Source organism: Pseudonocardia cypriaca, from assembly GCF_006717045.1.
GTDB lineage: Bacteria > Actinomycetota > Actinomycetes > Mycobacteriales > Pseudonocardiaceae > Pseudonocardia > Pseudonocardia cypriaca.
The window spans coordinates 1,515,025-1,529,484 of record NZ_VFPH01000003.1; the positions used below are offsets into that span (position 1 = coordinate 1,515,025).

General features: G+C 73.0%; 12 protein-coding genes, 1 tRNA gene and 1 pseudogene. 3 read left to right on the forward strand and 11 right to left on the reverse strand.

Going from position 1 to position 14,460, the window contains the following annotated elements; translation table 11 throughout:
* Positions 1-140: 140 nt before the first annotated feature.
* Positions 141-680 (forward strand): hypothetical protein, encoded by a 540-nt coding sequence (locus FB388_RS38865; protein WP_142107601.1) that lies wholly within the window; start codon positions 141-143, stop codon positions 678-680.
* A gap of 123 nt (positions 681-803) precedes the next feature.
* Here the strand turns inward: FB388_RS38865 and FB388_RS38870 are convergent.
* Positions 804-880, reverse strand: a tRNA-Pro gene (locus tag FB388_RS38870).
* Positions 881-906: 26 nt separating this feature from the next.
* The gene (locus FB388_RS38875) at positions 907-1,845 is read right to left on the reverse strand and encodes a metallophosphoesterase (protein ID WP_142107602.1); all 939 of its coding nucleotides are present in this window, start codon (positions 1,843-1,845) and stop codon (positions 907-909) included.
* Positions 1,846-1,890: 45 nt separating this feature from the next.
* Between FB388_RS38875 and FB388_RS38880 the strand changes: the two genes are divergently transcribed.
* Positions 1,891-2,358: a GatB/YqeY domain-containing protein gene (locus tag FB388_RS38880; RefSeq protein WP_142107603.1), complete on the forward strand. Its 468-nt coding sequence runs from the start codon at positions 1,891-1,893 to the stop codon at positions 2,356-2,358.
* 47 nt (positions 2,359-2,405) lie between these two features.
* Here the strand turns inward: FB388_RS38880 and topA are convergent, their stop codons facing one another.
* The 6 genes from topA to FB388_RS38910 all read right to left on the reverse strand — a co-directional run bounded on the left by topA (position 2,406) and on the right by FB388_RS38910 (position 10,386).
* Entirely contained in the window at positions 2,406-5,108 is a 2,703-nt protein-coding gene (gene topA, locus FB388_RS38885; RefSeq protein WP_211362528.1) for a type I DNA topoisomerase, read from the reverse strand.
* 382 nt (positions 5,109-5,490) lie between these two features.
* Positions 5,491-6,084, reverse strand: coding sequence for a hypothetical protein (locus tag FB388_RS38890; RefSeq protein WP_142107604.1), 594 nt, complete (start codon positions 6,082-6,084; stop codon positions 5,491-5,493).
* 60 nt (positions 6,085-6,144) lie between these two features.
* Entirely contained in the window at positions 6,145-6,753 is a 609-nt protein-coding gene (locus FB388_RS38895; RefSeq protein WP_142107605.1) for a hypothetical protein, read from the reverse strand.
* Between the two features lie 4 nt (positions 6,754-6,757).
* Positions 6,758-7,333 carry a hypothetical protein gene (locus FB388_RS38900; RefSeq protein ID WP_142107606.1) on the reverse strand — a complete coding sequence of 192 codons (576 nt, stop codon included), beginning with the start codon at positions 7,331-7,333 and terminating at the stop codon, positions 6,758-6,760.
* A 104-nt stretch (positions 7,334-7,437) separates the two neighbouring features.
* Positions 7,438-7,986 carry a hypothetical protein gene (locus FB388_RS38905; protein WP_142107607.1) on the reverse strand — a complete coding sequence of 183 codons (549 nt, stop codon included), beginning with the start codon at positions 7,984-7,986 and terminating at the stop codon, positions 7,438-7,440.
* An 87-nt stretch (positions 7,987-8,073) separates the two neighbouring features.
* Complete coding sequence (locus FB388_RS38910; RefSeq protein ID WP_142107608.1) at positions 8,074-10,386, reverse strand: sodium-translocating pyrophosphatase; 2,313 nt, start codon at positions 10,384-10,386, stop codon at positions 8,074-8,076.
* A gap of 232 nt (positions 10,387-10,618) precedes the next feature.
* Between FB388_RS38910 and FB388_RS38915 the strand changes: the two genes are divergently transcribed.
* Positions 10,619-13,012: a DEAD/DEAH box helicase gene (locus FB388_RS38915; protein ID WP_211362485.1), complete on the forward strand. Its 2,394-nt coding sequence runs from the start codon at positions 10,619-10,621 to the stop codon at positions 13,010-13,012.
* A 510-nt stretch (positions 13,013-13,522) separates the two neighbouring features.
* On the opposite strand, the pseudogene FB388_RS41010 reads toward FB388_RS38915, so the two are convergent.
* From FB388_RS41010 to FB388_RS41015, 3 genes and pseudogenes are all read right to left on the reverse strand, one after another.
* Positions 13,523-13,837 (reverse strand): annotated as a pseudogene (locus tag FB388_RS41010) (Rv3654c family TadE-like protein); the annotation flags it as partial.
* Entirely contained in the window at positions 13,834-14,205 is a 372-nt protein-coding gene (locus tag FB388_RS38925; protein WP_142107610.1) for a TadE family type IV pilus minor pilin, read from the reverse strand. The pseudogene FB388_RS41010 and the gene FB388_RS38925, both read right to left, overlap by 4 nt.
* Positions 14,205-14,438, reverse strand: coding sequence for a DUF4244 domain-containing protein (locus tag FB388_RS41015; RefSeq protein WP_142107611.1), 234 nt, complete (start codon positions 14,436-14,438; stop codon positions 14,205-14,207). The genes FB388_RS38925 and FB388_RS41015 overlap by 1 nt, the downstream gene beginning before the upstream one ends.
* Between the last annotated feature and the right edge of the window lie 22 nt (positions 14,439-14,460).

Below are 14,460 nucleotides of genomic sequence, written 5' to 3' on the forward strand. Positions count from 1 at the left end.
CCCCGACGTCACGTCGAAGCCCTCGGTCGGGAAGCCGTGGATCGTGGGGCCCAGCGGCATGGATCGCCGTCACCCCAACCTTCTGCGGGTGCCGCGTGTCGTCCTGTGCGAGACGGACGACACTCGGTATCGGAGATGCGATGAACACGACCGACGAGGCCGAGGCTCTACCCGCCGACGTAGCGGCGCTCGCAGCGGAGGCCGACCTCGGCCCGCACACGCTGACGTGCCTGCCGAAGCGGCTGGGCGGAATCGTCGGCGTGATATTCATCCTCGGCGCGATCTCCATGACGTGGGCCGCTGTCGACAAGATCATGACCGCTGTCGCGCGCGACACGTACGGGTGGGAACTCGTGCTGTATGCGGGTCCGGCGGCCTTTCTGCTGTTCGTGTGCGTGCAGATCCCGAACCCGCGATCCCGCCACGTGCGCTTCTACGGTTTCGCCCGCGGCTTCATCCTGCGCAACGGTCGCATGCGGCTGACGCACGTGAGCTGGGCCGAGATCGTCCGCGTGCGGAGGCTGTCCATCACCCTGGATAGTTCGCACTGGTACGAGCTTTCGGCGAGGGGCGGTTGGTGGAGCGAGGTGTATCCGTCGGTTTATCGCCGTTCGTACGAGGTCGACACGTACATGGTGCGCGCGGCGCGAGCGCGTGGGCTGAAGATCGACTATGGGTGACGGCCCGCGTCCCATCCCGGGCCCCGGCCACCAAGACCCTCTCCCAGGACTCTCCCGACCGAGCCCTGGAACAAGACCAGGGCCGGCTCTCCTCTAGGAGAACCGGCCCTGACCTGGACTTCCTGGTCGGGGTGACAGGATTTGAACCTGCGACCTCTTCGTCCCGAACGAAGCGCGCTACCAAGCTGCGCCACACCCCGATGGCCCCGGTGGGCCGCGGATGAGTCTAGCTGACGTCCGCAGGCGCCGACGCAGGGGTGGCCCTGGCCGCGGCTGCGAGCGACGGGCGTGGCACGAGGGTGAGCAGGCTGGCCTCCGGGGGGCAGGCGAAGCGCACCGGGGCGAACGGGGACGTGCCCAGTCCGGCCGACACGTGCAGCCACGTGTGGGCGCCCCAGCGGGACGCGCCGCGGGCGCGGGAGCGGTCGATTCCGCAGTTCGTGACGAGCGCGCCGATGCCCGGGACGCGCAGCTGGCCGCCGTGCGTGTGGCCGGCGAGGACGAGGTCGTAGCCGTCAGCGGCGAACCGGTCGAGGACCCGCGGCTCGGGGGAGTGGGTGAGGCCGAGGCGCAGGGCGGCTCCGTCGCGGCGGCCTGCGACGCGGTCGTAGCGGTCGAGGCCGAGGTGCGGGTCGTCCACCCCCGCCGCGGCCACCTCGAGCCCGCCCACGGTGAGGTCCACTCGGGCGTGCGTTGCGTCGTGCCAACCCCGCTCCAGGAGCGCGGCTCGCAGGTCGCGCCACGGCAGCGGCTCGCCGTGGCTGCGGCGGGAGCTCTTCACGAGGTAACGCGCGGGGTTCTTCGGCTTCGGACCGAAGTAGTCGTTGCTGCCGAAGACGAAGAGGCCCGGGATGTCGAGCAGCGGGCCGAGCGCGGCGACGGCGGCCGGCACGGCGCGCGGGTGGGCGAGGTTGTCGCCCGTGTTGACGACGAGGTCGGGCTCCAGCTCGGCGAGCTGGGCCACCCAGCGCTGCTTGCTGTGCTGCCGCGGTGTCAGGTGCAGGTCCGAGATGTGCAGCACGCGCAGCGGGCGCGCGCCCTCCGCGAGCACCGGGAGCGTCTTCTGCCGGAGGGTCCACCACCGGCGTTCGATACCCGCCGAGTACGCGAGGGTGGCCGCACCGGTGGTGGTCGCGCCCAGCGCGAGCCGAGCCCAGCTGTTCACAACTGCAGCGTACGTCGGACGGTGAGTGCATTAGCGTGCGCTCCCGTGAGCACCCTCAAGGAGCGGCTGCGGTCCGATCTGACCGCGGCGATGAAGTCCCGGGACGAGCTGGTGAAGGCCACCCTCCGGATGACGTTGACGGCCATCGGCAACGCCGAGGTGGCGGGCGACGCCGCGCGTCAGCTCGACGACGACGAGGTGCTCGCGATCATCCGCAAGGAGGCCAAGAAGCGCGCCGAGTCGGCCGAGGCGTTCGCCGGCGCCGGCCGCGACGAGCTGGCCGCCCAGGAGCGCGCGGAGGGCGAGGTGCTGGCCCGCTACCTGCCGGCCCAGCTGTCCGACGACGAGCTCACCCAGATCGCTCGCGCTGCCGTCGAGCAGACCGCGGCCGAGCTCGGCGAGCGGCCCGGTCCCCGCCAGATGGGGCAGGTCATGAAGCACGCCACCGCTGCCGCCGCCGGGCGGGCCGACGGCAAGCGCCTCGCGGCCGCGGTGCGGTCGCTCCTCACCTGACCCGCGAGAACGCTGGGGAGCCGTAGCCACGGCTCCCCAGCGTTGCCTCAGCTCTTGGCTTCCGCCTTCTTGCGCGGTGCCGCCTTGCGGCGGGCCGGTGCCTTCTTGGTGGTGGTGCCGGCCTTAGCCCTGCGCTCGGCCAGCAGCTCGCTCGCCCGCTCGTCGGTGATCTTCTCGACCTCGTCGCCCTTGCGGAGCGATGCGTTGGTCTCGCCATCCGTCACGTACGGGCCGAACCGGCCGTCCTTGATCACCATCGGCTTGCCGGTGGCGGAGTCCTTGCCGAGCTCGCGCAGCGCCGGGGTGGCCGCCGCCGTGCGCCTGCCCCGCTGCTTGGGCTGCTTGTACAGCTCGAGCGCCTCGTCGAGGGTGACCGTGAACAGCTGCTCCTCGCCCGCGAGCGAACGCGAGTCGGTGCCCTTCTTCAGGTACGGCCCGTAGCGGCCGTTCTGGGCGGTGATCTCCTCACCGCTCTCCGGATCGGTGCCCACCAGCCGCGGCAGCGAGAGCAGCTTCAGCGCCTCATCGAGCGTGACGGACTCGGTGGTCATCGACTTGAACAGCGAGCCCGTGCGCGGCTTGGGCTTCGCGGGGGCCTTCTTCCGGCCGTTGGTCTCGGCCGGCGCCTCCGGGTCCGGGAGGATCTCGGTGACGTAGGGCCCGTAGCGGCCCTCCTTGGCCACGATCTCGTGCCCGGTGACCGGGTCGACGCCCAGCGAGCGCCCCTCCTGCGGCACGGCGAACAGCTGCTCGGCGACCTCGGGCGTGAGCTCGTCCGGCGGCAGGTCGTCGGGCAGGTTGGCCCGCTGCGACTCGCCGTCCCGCACGCGCTCGAGGTAGGGCCCGTAGCGGCCGACGCGCACCACGACGTCGTCGAACACCGGCACGGAGTTGATCTCGCGGGCGTCGATCTCCTCGAGGTTGACGCCCACCAGCTTCTTCAGGCCACCGGAGCGCGCGACCGAGCCCTCACGGCCCTGGTCGGCGCCGAAGTAGAAGCCCGACAGCCATTCGGTGCGGCGCTGGGTGCCCTGCGCGATCGCGTCGAGCTCGTCCTCCATCGCGGCGGTGAAGTCGTAGTCGACCAGCCGGCCGAAGTGGTGCTCCAGCAGCCCCACCACGGCGAACGCGATCCAGGACGGCACGAGTGCCTGCCCCTTCTTCCACACGTAGCCGCGGTCCTGGATGGTCTTGATGATCGACGAGTACGTCGAGGGACGGCCGATGCCGAGGTCCTCGAGCGCCTTGATCAGGCTCGGCTCCGTGTAGCGCGCGGGCGGGCTGGTGGTGTGGCCCTCCGGGCGCAGCTCGGCCGCCGTGAGCGGCTGCCCCTTCACCAGCTCGGGCAGCCGCGACTCGGCGTCGTCGGCCTGGCCGTCGCTGCCCTCGTCGAGCGTCTCGACGTAGGCCTTGAGGAAGCCGGCGAACGTGATCGTCCGGCCCGACGCGGCGAACGTGACGTCCTCGCCGGTGGCGGCCGTCCCGGAGATCCGGACGCTCACGGTGGTGCCGCGGGCGTCGGCCATCTGCGAGGCCACCGTGCGCTGCCAGATCAGCTCGTAGAGCCGGAAGTCGTCACCGTCGACCTCACGGGCGATCTCACCGGGCGTGCGGAAGGTGTCGCCCGCGGGCCGGATGGCCTCGTGGGCCTCCTGCGCGTTCTTCACCTTGCGCGTGTACTGCCGCGGCTGCGGCGAGACGTACTCGGCGCCGTACAGCTCGCGGGCCTGGGTGCGCGCCGCCTGGATGGCCGTCTCCGACAGCGTCGTGGAGTCGGTGCGCAGGTAGGTGATGTAGCCGTTCTCGTAGAGGCGCTGCGCGCTGCGCATCGTGCGGTCGGCCGAGAACCGCAGCTTGCGGCCGGCCTCCTGCTGCAGCGTGGAGGTCATGAACGGCGCGTACGGCTTGCGCGTGTAGGGCTTCGACTCGACGGACTCGACCGCGAGGTCGCGATCCTGCAGCGCCTCCGCGAGCCGGCGCGCGCTCGCCTCGTCCAGCGCCCGGGCGGCGTCCTTCCGGCCCGAGTTCTTCAGCTGCCCGTCGGCGCCGAAGTCGCGGCCCGTGGCGACCCGGATCCCGTCGACGGCGACCAGCCGCGCCGGGAACTGCCGCGGAGAGGCCTCGGCGCCCGCGTCCATCTGTGCGGCGATGTCCCAGTAGGACGCCGGGACGAACGCCATCCGCTCGCGCTCGCGCTGCACGATGATCCGCGTGGCCACCGACTGCACCCGGCCCGCCGAGAGCTTCGGCATGACCTTCTTCCACAGCACGGGGGAGACCTCGTAGCCGTAGAGGCGGTCCAGGATGCGTCGGGTCTCCTGCGCGTCGACGAGGTCGTGGTCGAGATCGCGCAGGTTCTCGACGGCCGCGCGGATGGCCGACTCGCTGATCTCGTGGAAGACCATCCGGCGCACCGGGATCTTCGGCTTGAGCGTGTCGAGCAGGTGCCAGGCGATGGCCTCGCCCTCGCGGTCGGGGTCCGTGGCGAGCAGGATCTCGTCGACCGACTTCAGAGCGTCCTTGAGCTCGGCGACCTTGCCCTTCTTCTCCGGCGTGATGACGTAGAGCGGCGCGAACTGGTTGTCGACGTCGACGCCCAGCCGGGCCCACGGCTCGCCCTTGTACTTGGCCGGGACGTCGGCCGCCCCGCGCGGCAGGTCGCGGATGTGCCCGACCGAGGCCTCCACTACGTAGTCGCGGCCGAGGTACTGCTGGATCTTCTTGGCCTTCGTGCCGGACTCGACGATCACCAACCGTCGCAGCGGCCGCCCGTTGGCGGGGCCGGTGGACGTGCCGGTACCCCGGCCGCCGCCCGCCGTGCGGCCACCGCCCGTGCCCTTTTCGGTCGCGGGCTTCGCACTCGTCGTTCCGGTTGCCACCTGGTCCTACTCCATCGTCTACGGACGTGCCGCGAGCGCCTGCCGTCGGCACGCGCACCGGACGTCCCCGATGCCCGCCGCGCCGGCTGCACGGGGGGCCAGGACACCGAGTATGCGTGGCCCTGGAACCGGCTTTCGCCGGAACCCTGCGTTCGCACACCCACCCGCTGTGTCACGCTCGTCACATTCAGCTGCGGAACCGGGGAGGGACCGACGTGCTGCCGACCTACGCCGCGCGAGCCTAACCATCCCGTCAAGACGCCGTTCTACCCCAGTACCGTGGCCACTCGGCCGTCGCGGCCCCCGGCGGGACCGGCCCGACCAGCTCCACCAGCCGTGCGACGCGGCGCGTGCCGCTGATCCGCAGGGCCGCTCCGTCCCCCACGCGAGCAGGCGGAAGGCCCGCCCGGGTGGCGGCCGCGATGAGCGGCAGGTGCGTCTCGGGGGCGTCCGGGTCGAGGTCCAGCAGGTAGCCACCCCTCCCATCGGGACGGCCCGCCGCAAGTGCCCACATGCGTAACGTCGGGCCGTCGAGTTGCCATCCCTCCGGAACGCATTTCGGCGCTCCCCGCGTCCACGCCTTCGCCAGGCCCACCAGGTCGCACCGGAACGCCGTGCGCAGGGCGAGCGCACCCGACTCCGTGCGGACGGTGGTGACCGGGATGCCGGTTGCCGCGCACGCGGTGCCGACCGCGGGCGCGCGGGCGGGATCGGGCAGGACGATCGAGAGCCTGGCCTGGTCACCGGCTCCGAACCGCGCGATCTGCCCCGGACCGCAGAGCAGCCCCGCCAGGTCGCTCACCTGTGGCGGCCGCGCCTCCGCTGAGAACATCGACAGCTGCGACACGCAGCGCAGAGTAGAACACCTGTTCGATGTGTGGTACCGGGACGCGCCGATCCGTTCTGCTCAGCGGGGCGCACCCGTCGCCAGTGCCGACAGTCGCCGGCACTGCGCCGCACCTTCCGCTGCCCGGAACAGGCGGGGCGCGGCGGTGAGGTCGCCGAGCGGGTTCGGCGGGGTGACCGCCGACACCTTCGACTCCACCTGTGCAAGGGTCGCCATGAAGGCCGCGGGATCGTCCGGGTTCATGGCGTCCACCGTGGTCTTGGCGCCGCCGAGGTCCTTCTCGAGCTTCCCCAGCGCATCCCGTGCTCGGCGGGCGGCCTCGTCGCCTCCGGGCTCCGGTGCCCGGCCCGCCTCCGCGAGCCGCGTCTGGCCCTGCTGGGCCCCCCTGACGACGGTCTCCAGGTAGGAGCTGACCGTGCGCTGGACGGCTGGGAGGTCGCTCGTGCGCGAGAAGTCCGGCGCGGACGTGGCGGGCACGGCGAAGCTCAGGACCGCGCCGCAGACGCGATCGGCCCACGCGGCCGGATCGCTTCCCGGGCCTTCTGCCGGCACCGGCGACGAGTCGGCGGCCGCTGAGCCGTCGACCGTGGTGGTGCAACCTGCGGTGAGCAGCACCGCAGTGGCCAGGACCCCGATCAGAGCGCACCCGCGCCGGGACGAGCGGGTCATGCGGTCACCTCCCGACTTCACGCGCGATCTGCTGGCAGCCGGCTGCCTCCTTGCCCGCCTGCGCGAGCTCGGGATAGCGCTGCAGGTCGGCCATCGGGCTGCTCGCGAGCCGCTTCACCGACTCGACCGCGGCGGGCACCTCGCGCTGCAGCTCCTGCCGGTTGTTGATGTCGACGCGTTCGATGCGCGCACGGGCGTCCCGGTAGGACGCCTGCATCGTCTTCAGCGTGCTGCTCAACCGACCGACGATCTCGTCGCCGCCCGCGATGGGCGCCGGCCCGGCCGCGTCCATCCCGCTGATCGCCGTGCCGGCACTCTTCTCCGACTCGGTGAGCCAGTCGTCGATGTCCCGCACCAGGGTCGCCGCATCCGGCGCCGCGGCCGGCTTCGGCGGCGATGCCGCCGCTTTGAGGTACGGCAGGAGCGAGCCGCAGATCTGGTCGACCCACGCCACGGTGCCCTGCCCGGCTGCCACGCTGTCGGCGGAGGCGGCTCCCGACACGGCGGTGGTGCAACCACCGCTGAGCGCCAGGGCCGCGACGGCCGGAAGGAGGAAGGCGGGCGGGGTGATACGGGGCATTCGGCTGCTCCCGGCGCTGAGGACACGGTCACCCGACAGTGTGCCCGTCCGCCGCGCGCGCTCCACAGGAGCCCTCCGACCGCAGCGACGAGCGGTGTCCTCCATCAGCCCGCCGGTGTGGTGGTCACGCGGAGCTGCCGGCAGCTCCCGGCCTGCTCGCTCGCCGCACCGAGCTCCTCGCTCGCGCGCATCCCCTCCGTGGGCGCGGGGAGGTTGTGCAGCTCCTGCAACGGAGCCAGCGCCGCCGGGACGGCCGTCGCGAACTGCGCCGGATCGGACACGTCGACGGTGGCGAGCTGGGTGCGCGCCGCCTCGAAACCGCCCCGGATGCCGCGCAGGGCCTCCTCGAGGCGGCCGACGTAGTCGTCGCCGCCGTCGACGGGGGACGAGCCGACGCCGTCCAGCGCGGTGAGGGAACGCTGCAGCTCCTCGGACGTCGCCCCGAGGTACCGATCCAGCTCCTGCACCGCGGCCGCCGGATCGCCGCGGTTGATGTGCGGGCTCGTCGTGGCTGCCCGGGTGAAGCCGGAGAGCGCCTCGCACACCTGGTCGGTCCAGGCCACGGCCTGCTCGCTCGGCGCGGCGGGGCCGCCGCACCCGGCGACGAGCGCCGCGAGCGCGGCGGCGGTGCAGCTGATCCTGCGCGTTCTCATGAGTCCTCCCGGGGCTGGCGCTTGCCCTTCCAACGACGGAGGCCGTCCACCCGTACGGGTGAACGGCCTCCGGTTGGGCAGATGCGCTCAGCTGACCGTGCTCTCCGCCGGGGTGTCGGCGATGGAGGTGGAACGGCGCTTCGACACCACGACCGCCCCGACGATGATCGCCACGGCGACCAGCGCGATCACGATGCGGATCGGGGTGGATGCCGAGTCGCCGACCGAGAACGTCACGATGGCCGGGGCGATCAGCACCGAGACCAGGTTCATCACCTTGATCAGCGGGTTGATGGCCGGGCCCGCGGTGTCCTTGAACGGGTCGCCGACGGTGTCACCGATGACGGTGGCCTCGTGCGCAGGCGAGTTCTTGCCACCGTGGTGACCGTCCTCGACGAGCTTCTTCGCGTTGTCCCACGCGCCACCCGAGTTGGCCAGGAAGATGGCCATCAGGGTGCCGGTAGCGATGGCGCCTGCGAGGTACCCCGCGAGCGGGCCCACGCCGAGGCCGAAGCCGACGGCGATCGGCGCGAAGATCGCCAGCAGGCCGGGGGTGGCCAGCTCGCGCAGCGAGTCGCGGGTGCAGATGTCCACGACGCGGCCGTACTCGGGGCGGACGGTGCCCTCCATGATCCCGGGGTCCTCCCGGAACTGCCGGCGGACCTCGAACACGATCGCTCCCGCCGCGCGCGTGACGGCGTTGATCGCGAGCCCGGAGAACATGAACACGACGCTCGCACCGATGATCACACCGACGAGCGTGTTTGGCGCGAACACCTCGAAGGCGAACGCGGTGCCCGCGTCGGCGAGCGTGCCGCCTGCCTCGGTGAGCGCCTGGTTGATCGCGTCGCGGTAGGACCCGAACAGGGCCGTGGCGGCGAGCACCGCCGTGGCGATCGCAATGCCCTTCGTGATGGCCTTGGTGGTGTTGCCCACCGCGTCCAGCTCGGTGAGGATGCCGACCCCGTCGCCCTCGACGTCGCCGGACATCTCGGCGATGCCCTGCGCGTTGTCGGAGACCGGGCCGAAGGTGTCCATCGCGACGATCACGCCGACCGTGGTGAGCAGGCCGGTGCCGGCGAGCGCCACGGCGAACAGCGCCACCGTGATCGACCCGGTGGCGAGCGTGAACGCCCCGAACACCGCCGCGCTGATCACGAGCGCGGTGTAGACGGCCGACTCGAAGCCGATCGAGATTCCGGCGAGGATGACGGTGGCCGCACCGGTGAGCGAGGACTCGCCCACCGTCTTGACCGGCTTGTCCTCGGTGCCGGTGAAGTAGCCGGTGAGCCAGAGGATCACGCCGGCCAGCACGATGCCGATGATCACCGCGACCGATGCGATCACGCGCGGGTCGGAGCCGGCCATGGCGGTGACGACGCTGGCGTCGCTCGGCGAGGTCAGCGCGTCGAAGCTCGACGGCAGGTACACGAAGGCGGCGATCACGCACAGCACGGCCGAGATGACCGCGGAGATGTAGAAGCTGCGGTTGATGGCCTTGAGGCCGCCCTCGCCCTCCCGGGCGCGCGTGATGTAGACACCGACGACGGCGGTGAGCACACCGATGGCCGGCACGATCAGCGGGAACAGCAGGCCCTGCTGGCCGAACGCCGCCGTGCCCAGGATCAACGCGGCGACCAGGGTGACCGCGTACGACTCGAACAGGTCGGCGGCCATGCCGGCGCAGTCGCCGACGTTGTCGCCCACGTTGTCGGCGATCGTGGCCGCGTTGCGCGGGTCGTCCTCGGGGATGCCCTGCTCGACCTTGCCGACGAGGTCGGCGCCGACGTCGGCGGCCTTGGTGAAGATGCCACCGCCGACACGCATGAACATCGCGAGCAGCGCGGCCCCGAACCCGAAGCCTTCGAGCACCTTCGGGGCCTGGCCGGTGTAGACGAGCACCACGACCGCGGCACCGAACAGGCCGAGGCCGACGGTGAACATGCCCACCACGCCGCCGGTGCGGAACGCGATGCGCATGGCCTTCTCGCGGCCGCCCTCCTCGCGGGCGGCGGCGGCGACCCGGATGTTGGCCCGGGTGGCGAGCCACATGCCCAGGTATCCGATTGTCGCGGAGAACACGGCGCCGATGACGAAGAAGATCGACCGCCCCACGCGCTCGCCGATGTCGCCCGGCAGGGCGAACAGCAGTACGAACACGATCACGACGAAGATGCCGAGCGTGCGGAACTGGCGGTTGAGGTACGCCGCGGCGCCTTCCTGGACCGCTCGACCGATGTCCTGCATCTTGGAGGTGCCCTCGCCGGCAGCGAGAACCTCCCGGAGCAGGACGAAGCCGATGGCCAGTGCGGCGAGCGCGACCACCGCGACCACGCCGACGATGGCGTAGTCGCCCCCCGCGAGCGTCAGATCGCTCGCGGCGAGGGTGGACACGTACATCCGTCCTCCTGGTCAGTAATGAAATGGGCCAGGGAACACGGACGGCAACCCTGGCGTCTGGAGAAACCCGTCGCCCCACGTGGGCGCGGTACAGGCGCGTGCAGTGTAAGTGTGTGGCTTTCGACACCGCGCAGTGAGTCCCCTCACCGCCGCATGGTCGAACCGCAGGCCTCGCAGGCACCGGCGGGGTGGACGTCGGTGTGGTGTGCCAACCTCGGGCACCGTGGGTGACGTGCGCGAACCGGAGGGGCGGGGCGAGGCGCTGCTGCGCCGGGTGCTCGCCGGATCCGAGGCGCCCTCCGCCGGCGACGCGACCCCGCTGCGGCACGCCGTGCGGCTCCCGTCGCGGGCCGGGCGGACCGCGCCCTGGCCGGGGTGGGTGCCGCCCGGGCTGCGCGAGGCGTGGCAGCGCCAGGGAGTGCCGGCCCCGTGGACCCACCAGGCCGAGGCCGCCGAGCTGGCCTGGGCGGGCCGCGACGTGGCGGTGGCCACCGGGACGGCGTCGGGCAAGTCGCTCGCCTACCAGCTGCCCGTGCTCGCGCGGTTCGCCCACGACCCCAAGGCCACCGCCCTCTACCTCTCGCCCACCAAGGCGCTCGCAGCCGATCAGCTGCGGGCGCTCGACGCGCTCGCGGTGCCCGACGTGCGCCCGGCCCCGTTCGACGGCGACACCCCCACCGACGCGCGCGACTGGGCCCGCCGCCACGGCCGCTGGCTGTTCAGCAACCCGGACATGCTGCACCGCGCGATGCTGCCGAGGCACAGCCAGTGGGCGATGTTCCTGCGGAGGCTGCAGTTCGTGGTGGTGGACGAGTGCCACACCTACCGCGGCGTGTTCGGTTCGCACGTGGCCCTGCTGCTGCGCAGGCTCCTGCGGGTGTGTGCGCGCTACGGCTCGCGTCCCACGCTCGTGCTCGCATCGGCCACGGTGGCCGAGCCCGCGGCGTTCGCAGCGCGGCTCACCGGGAGGCAGGTCGCGGCGGTGACCGAGGACGGATCGCCCGCAGCGGGGCGCACCGTGGCCCTGTGGGAGCCACCCCTGCTCCCCGAGCTGACCGGTGAGAACGGAGCACCGGTGCGCAGGCCCGCCGGTGGGGAGGCCGCGCGGATGCTCGCCGACCTGGTGCTCGAGGGTGCGCGCACGCTCGTGTTCGTGCGCTCCCGGCGCGGCGCGGAGGTGGCGGCGCTCACCGCCCAACGGCTGCTCGCCGACGTCGACCCCGGCCTCCCACCCCGCGTGGCCGCCTACCGCGGTGGCTACCTCCCCGAGGAGCGGCGTGCGCTCGAGGCCGCGCTGGCCGGCGGCGAGCTCCTCGGGATGGCCACCACCAACGCACTCGAGCTCGGCGTGGACATCGCAGGCCTCGACGCCGTGGTGGTGGCCGGCTTCCCGGGCACCCGCGCGTCGTTCTGGCAGCAGTCCGGGCGTGCCGGCCGGGCTCGTGACGAGGCCCTCGTGGTGCTCGTGGCGCGCGACGACCCCATGGACACCTATCTCGTGCACCACCCGGAAGCCCTCCTCGGCGCCCCGGTGGAGGGCTGCGTGCTCGATCCGGGGAACCCGTACGTGCTGGGCCCGCAGCTCGTCTGCGCCGCTGCCGAGCTGCCCCTGACCGAGGACGACGTGCGCGACGTCTTCGGTGGCTCCGCCGCCGCTGCGGTGCTCGACGAGCTCGTGGCCGACGGGGTGCTGCGGCGGAGGCCGACCGGCTGGTACTGGCCCTCCACCAGGGAGCGCCCCGCCGGCGCGGTGGACATCAGGGGCTCCGGCCTCGGTCAGGTGGCCGTGGTGGAGGCCGGGACCGGCCGCATGCTCGGGACGGCCGACGGCGCCTCCGCCCCCGCGACCGTGCACTCCGGCGCCGTGTACCTGCACCGCGGCGAGACCTACCTCGTGCAGGAGCTGGACCTCGAGGCGGGCGTGGCCGTGGTGGCGGCGGCCGACCCGGGGTTCCGCACCGACGCCCGGTCCACGGCAGACGTCGAGGTGGCGCGCGTGCTCGCCCACCGCGACCTCGGGCCGGTGCGGGTGTCGTTCGGCGAGGTGACGGTGACCTCCCAGGTGGTGGAGTACCTGCGCCGCGCCCCGGACGGCACGGTGCTCGCGACCGTGCCGCTGGACCTGCCCGAGCAGGTGCTGCGCACCCGCGGGGTCTGGTACGACGTGGACGAGGAGGCGCTCGTGGCGGCCGGGGTGCCGCCGATCCGGATCCCCGGTGCACTGCACGCGGCCGAGCACGCCGCCATCGGGCTCCTGCCGCTCTTCGCCATCTGCGACCGCTGGGACGTCGGCGGCATGTCCACCGCACTGCACCCGCACACGGGACGGCCCACCGTGTTCGTGCACGACGGCCATCCCGGCGGCGCCGGTTTCGCCGAGCGCGGGCACGCGGTGCTGGGTCGCTGGCTGGCCGCCACCCGAGCCGCGATCGCCGACTGCGAGTGCCGCACCGGGTGCCCGTCCTGCGTGCAGTCGCCGAAGTGCGGCAACGGCAACGCCCCACTGGACAAGTCGGGGGCCCTGGCCGTGCTCGACGTGGTGCTCGGCGCGTTGGGCGAGTCGCCCGCGGCTGCCGGTGCTCCCGCCCGGCGGCCCGGCCCTTCGATGGGCTTGGCCTCGAGGTAGACCGTCGCCGGCCGGCCACGTCGGGGGCCGGGCCGGCCGGCGACGGTCGGCGCGCGGTGGGCCGGATGCGGGGTGGGCGTCGGTTTCGACGGTCCGGCCCCACCGCAGTCTGGGGAGCGACTTCCGGGGTCCGGCCGGGCGAACCCGCCCGGGGACTGCCTCCAGTAGGCGCTTGGTATCCCTCCGTTTCCAGTGCGTGTCGCTGATCGGTACTGGTGTGACGACGAGCGTTGCCGTTGTGCGCCGAGTCGCCGGGCGGCTGCGCGAAGCAACGTGTCCGCTGATCAGAGGGCAGGTGGTCCCGCCCGGCCGTGTCGGTCGACCGCTCGTCGTGACGGGTGCGTGTCTGCCGCTGCACCGGGCCCCGACCGGGTGAGCCGCTGCTGGTGCGTTCGGCGGCGTGCCGCCGGCAGCGGGGGGTCGCGGCTCGACGGAGCCGGCTGCCGGGACCGGTCCGGCGCGCGCCCGGCCCGTGGCGTCGTCGATGCCGGGCATCGTGACCGCGACCGCCACGCGGACCTCCACGAGCGCGTCCCAACCGACCAGCCGGCAGGAGGCGACCGTGCCGCCCATCGCCCCCGCCACCTCCCCGGCCCGGCGGCACGCCGTCTCCGCGCCCTCGACGGCGAGTCCGGCGGCCGCCAGCGCGGCGAGGTCTGCGGCCGCCTCGGCCCTGTGCCGGGCGATCACCGCGGCGACCAGGTGCAACCCGACAGCGAACACTGTCATGATCACCGCGATGCCCAGCGCCGCCCAGACGGTGGCGCTGCCCCGGTCGCGGACGTCGTGGGCACCGTGCCGGTGGCTCGTGGCGGCCTGGCTCATGGCGGCGCGGCTCCCGGCTCGAGTGCGGCCACGGCGCGGCTCCCGATCCGCACCGGAAGGGGGTGCAGGACGTCGGCCGTGACCTCGGCGACCACGAGGTCGCCTTCGGCGCGCAGCGCCAGACGGGCGCCGGACGGTGCCAGCTGGGCCGCGACGGTGCGGCCCCGGTCGGCCTCACCGCGAGCCGCCAGCCGGGCGAGCTCGCGGGCGGCGTCGACGCATCGGATCGACCCGCCCGCCGCGGCGATCGCGCCGACCGCCACGACGAGGAACACCGCGAGGCTGCACAGCGCCAGCGCCGCCTCGACGGTGACGGCTCCACCGTCGCTGTCGGCATGGCCGGCACGGCCCGGTGCCCGCGGTCCCATCAGAACGTGACCGTGAGGGCGCGCTCGACGAGCCCGGTGAGCGCCGTGAGGATCGAGTCGCCGGTGACCACGGTGTAGAGCAGCGCTCCGAAGGCCGCGGCGGCGACCGTGCCTATCGCGTACTCGACCGTGCTCATGCCGTGGTCGTCGCGGCCGAGCCTGCGCAGCCGAGGCGGCAGCGCCGCGCAGAACCGGCGGACGGGGAACGGGCGGACGGGGCGGAGCTGGATCATCGGTTTCTCCTCTATCTCGTGG

Coding starts and splice junctions, on each gene's coding strand:
- FB388_RS38905 (WP_142107607.1), bottom strand. CDS start 7,986: ATGAGAACGCGCAGGATCAGCTGCACCGCCGCCGCGCTCGCGGCGCTC.
- FB388_RS38925 (WP_142107610.1), bottom strand. CDS start 14,205: ATGGGACCGCGGGCACCGGGCCGTGCCGGCCATGCCGACAGCGACGGT.
- FB388_RS38900 (WP_142107606.1), bottom strand. CDS start 7,333: ATGCCCCGTATCACCCCGCCCGCCTTCCTCCTTCCGGCCGTCGCGGCC.
- FB388_RS38895 (WP_142107605.1), bottom strand. CDS start 6,753: ATGACCCGCTCGTCCCGGCGCGGGTGCGCTCTGATCGGGGTCCTGGCC.
- FB388_RS38910 (WP_142107608.1), bottom strand. CDS start 10,386: ATGTACGTGTCCACCCTCGCCGCGAGCGATCTGACGCTCGCGGGGGGC.
- FB388_RS38865 (WP_142107601.1), top strand. CDS start 141: ATGAACACGACCGACGAGGCCGAGGCTCTACCCGCCGACGTAGCGGCG.
- FB388_RS41015 (WP_142107611.1), bottom strand. CDS start 14,438: ATGATCCAGCTCCGCCCCGTCCGCCCGTTCCCCGTCCGCCGGTTCTGC.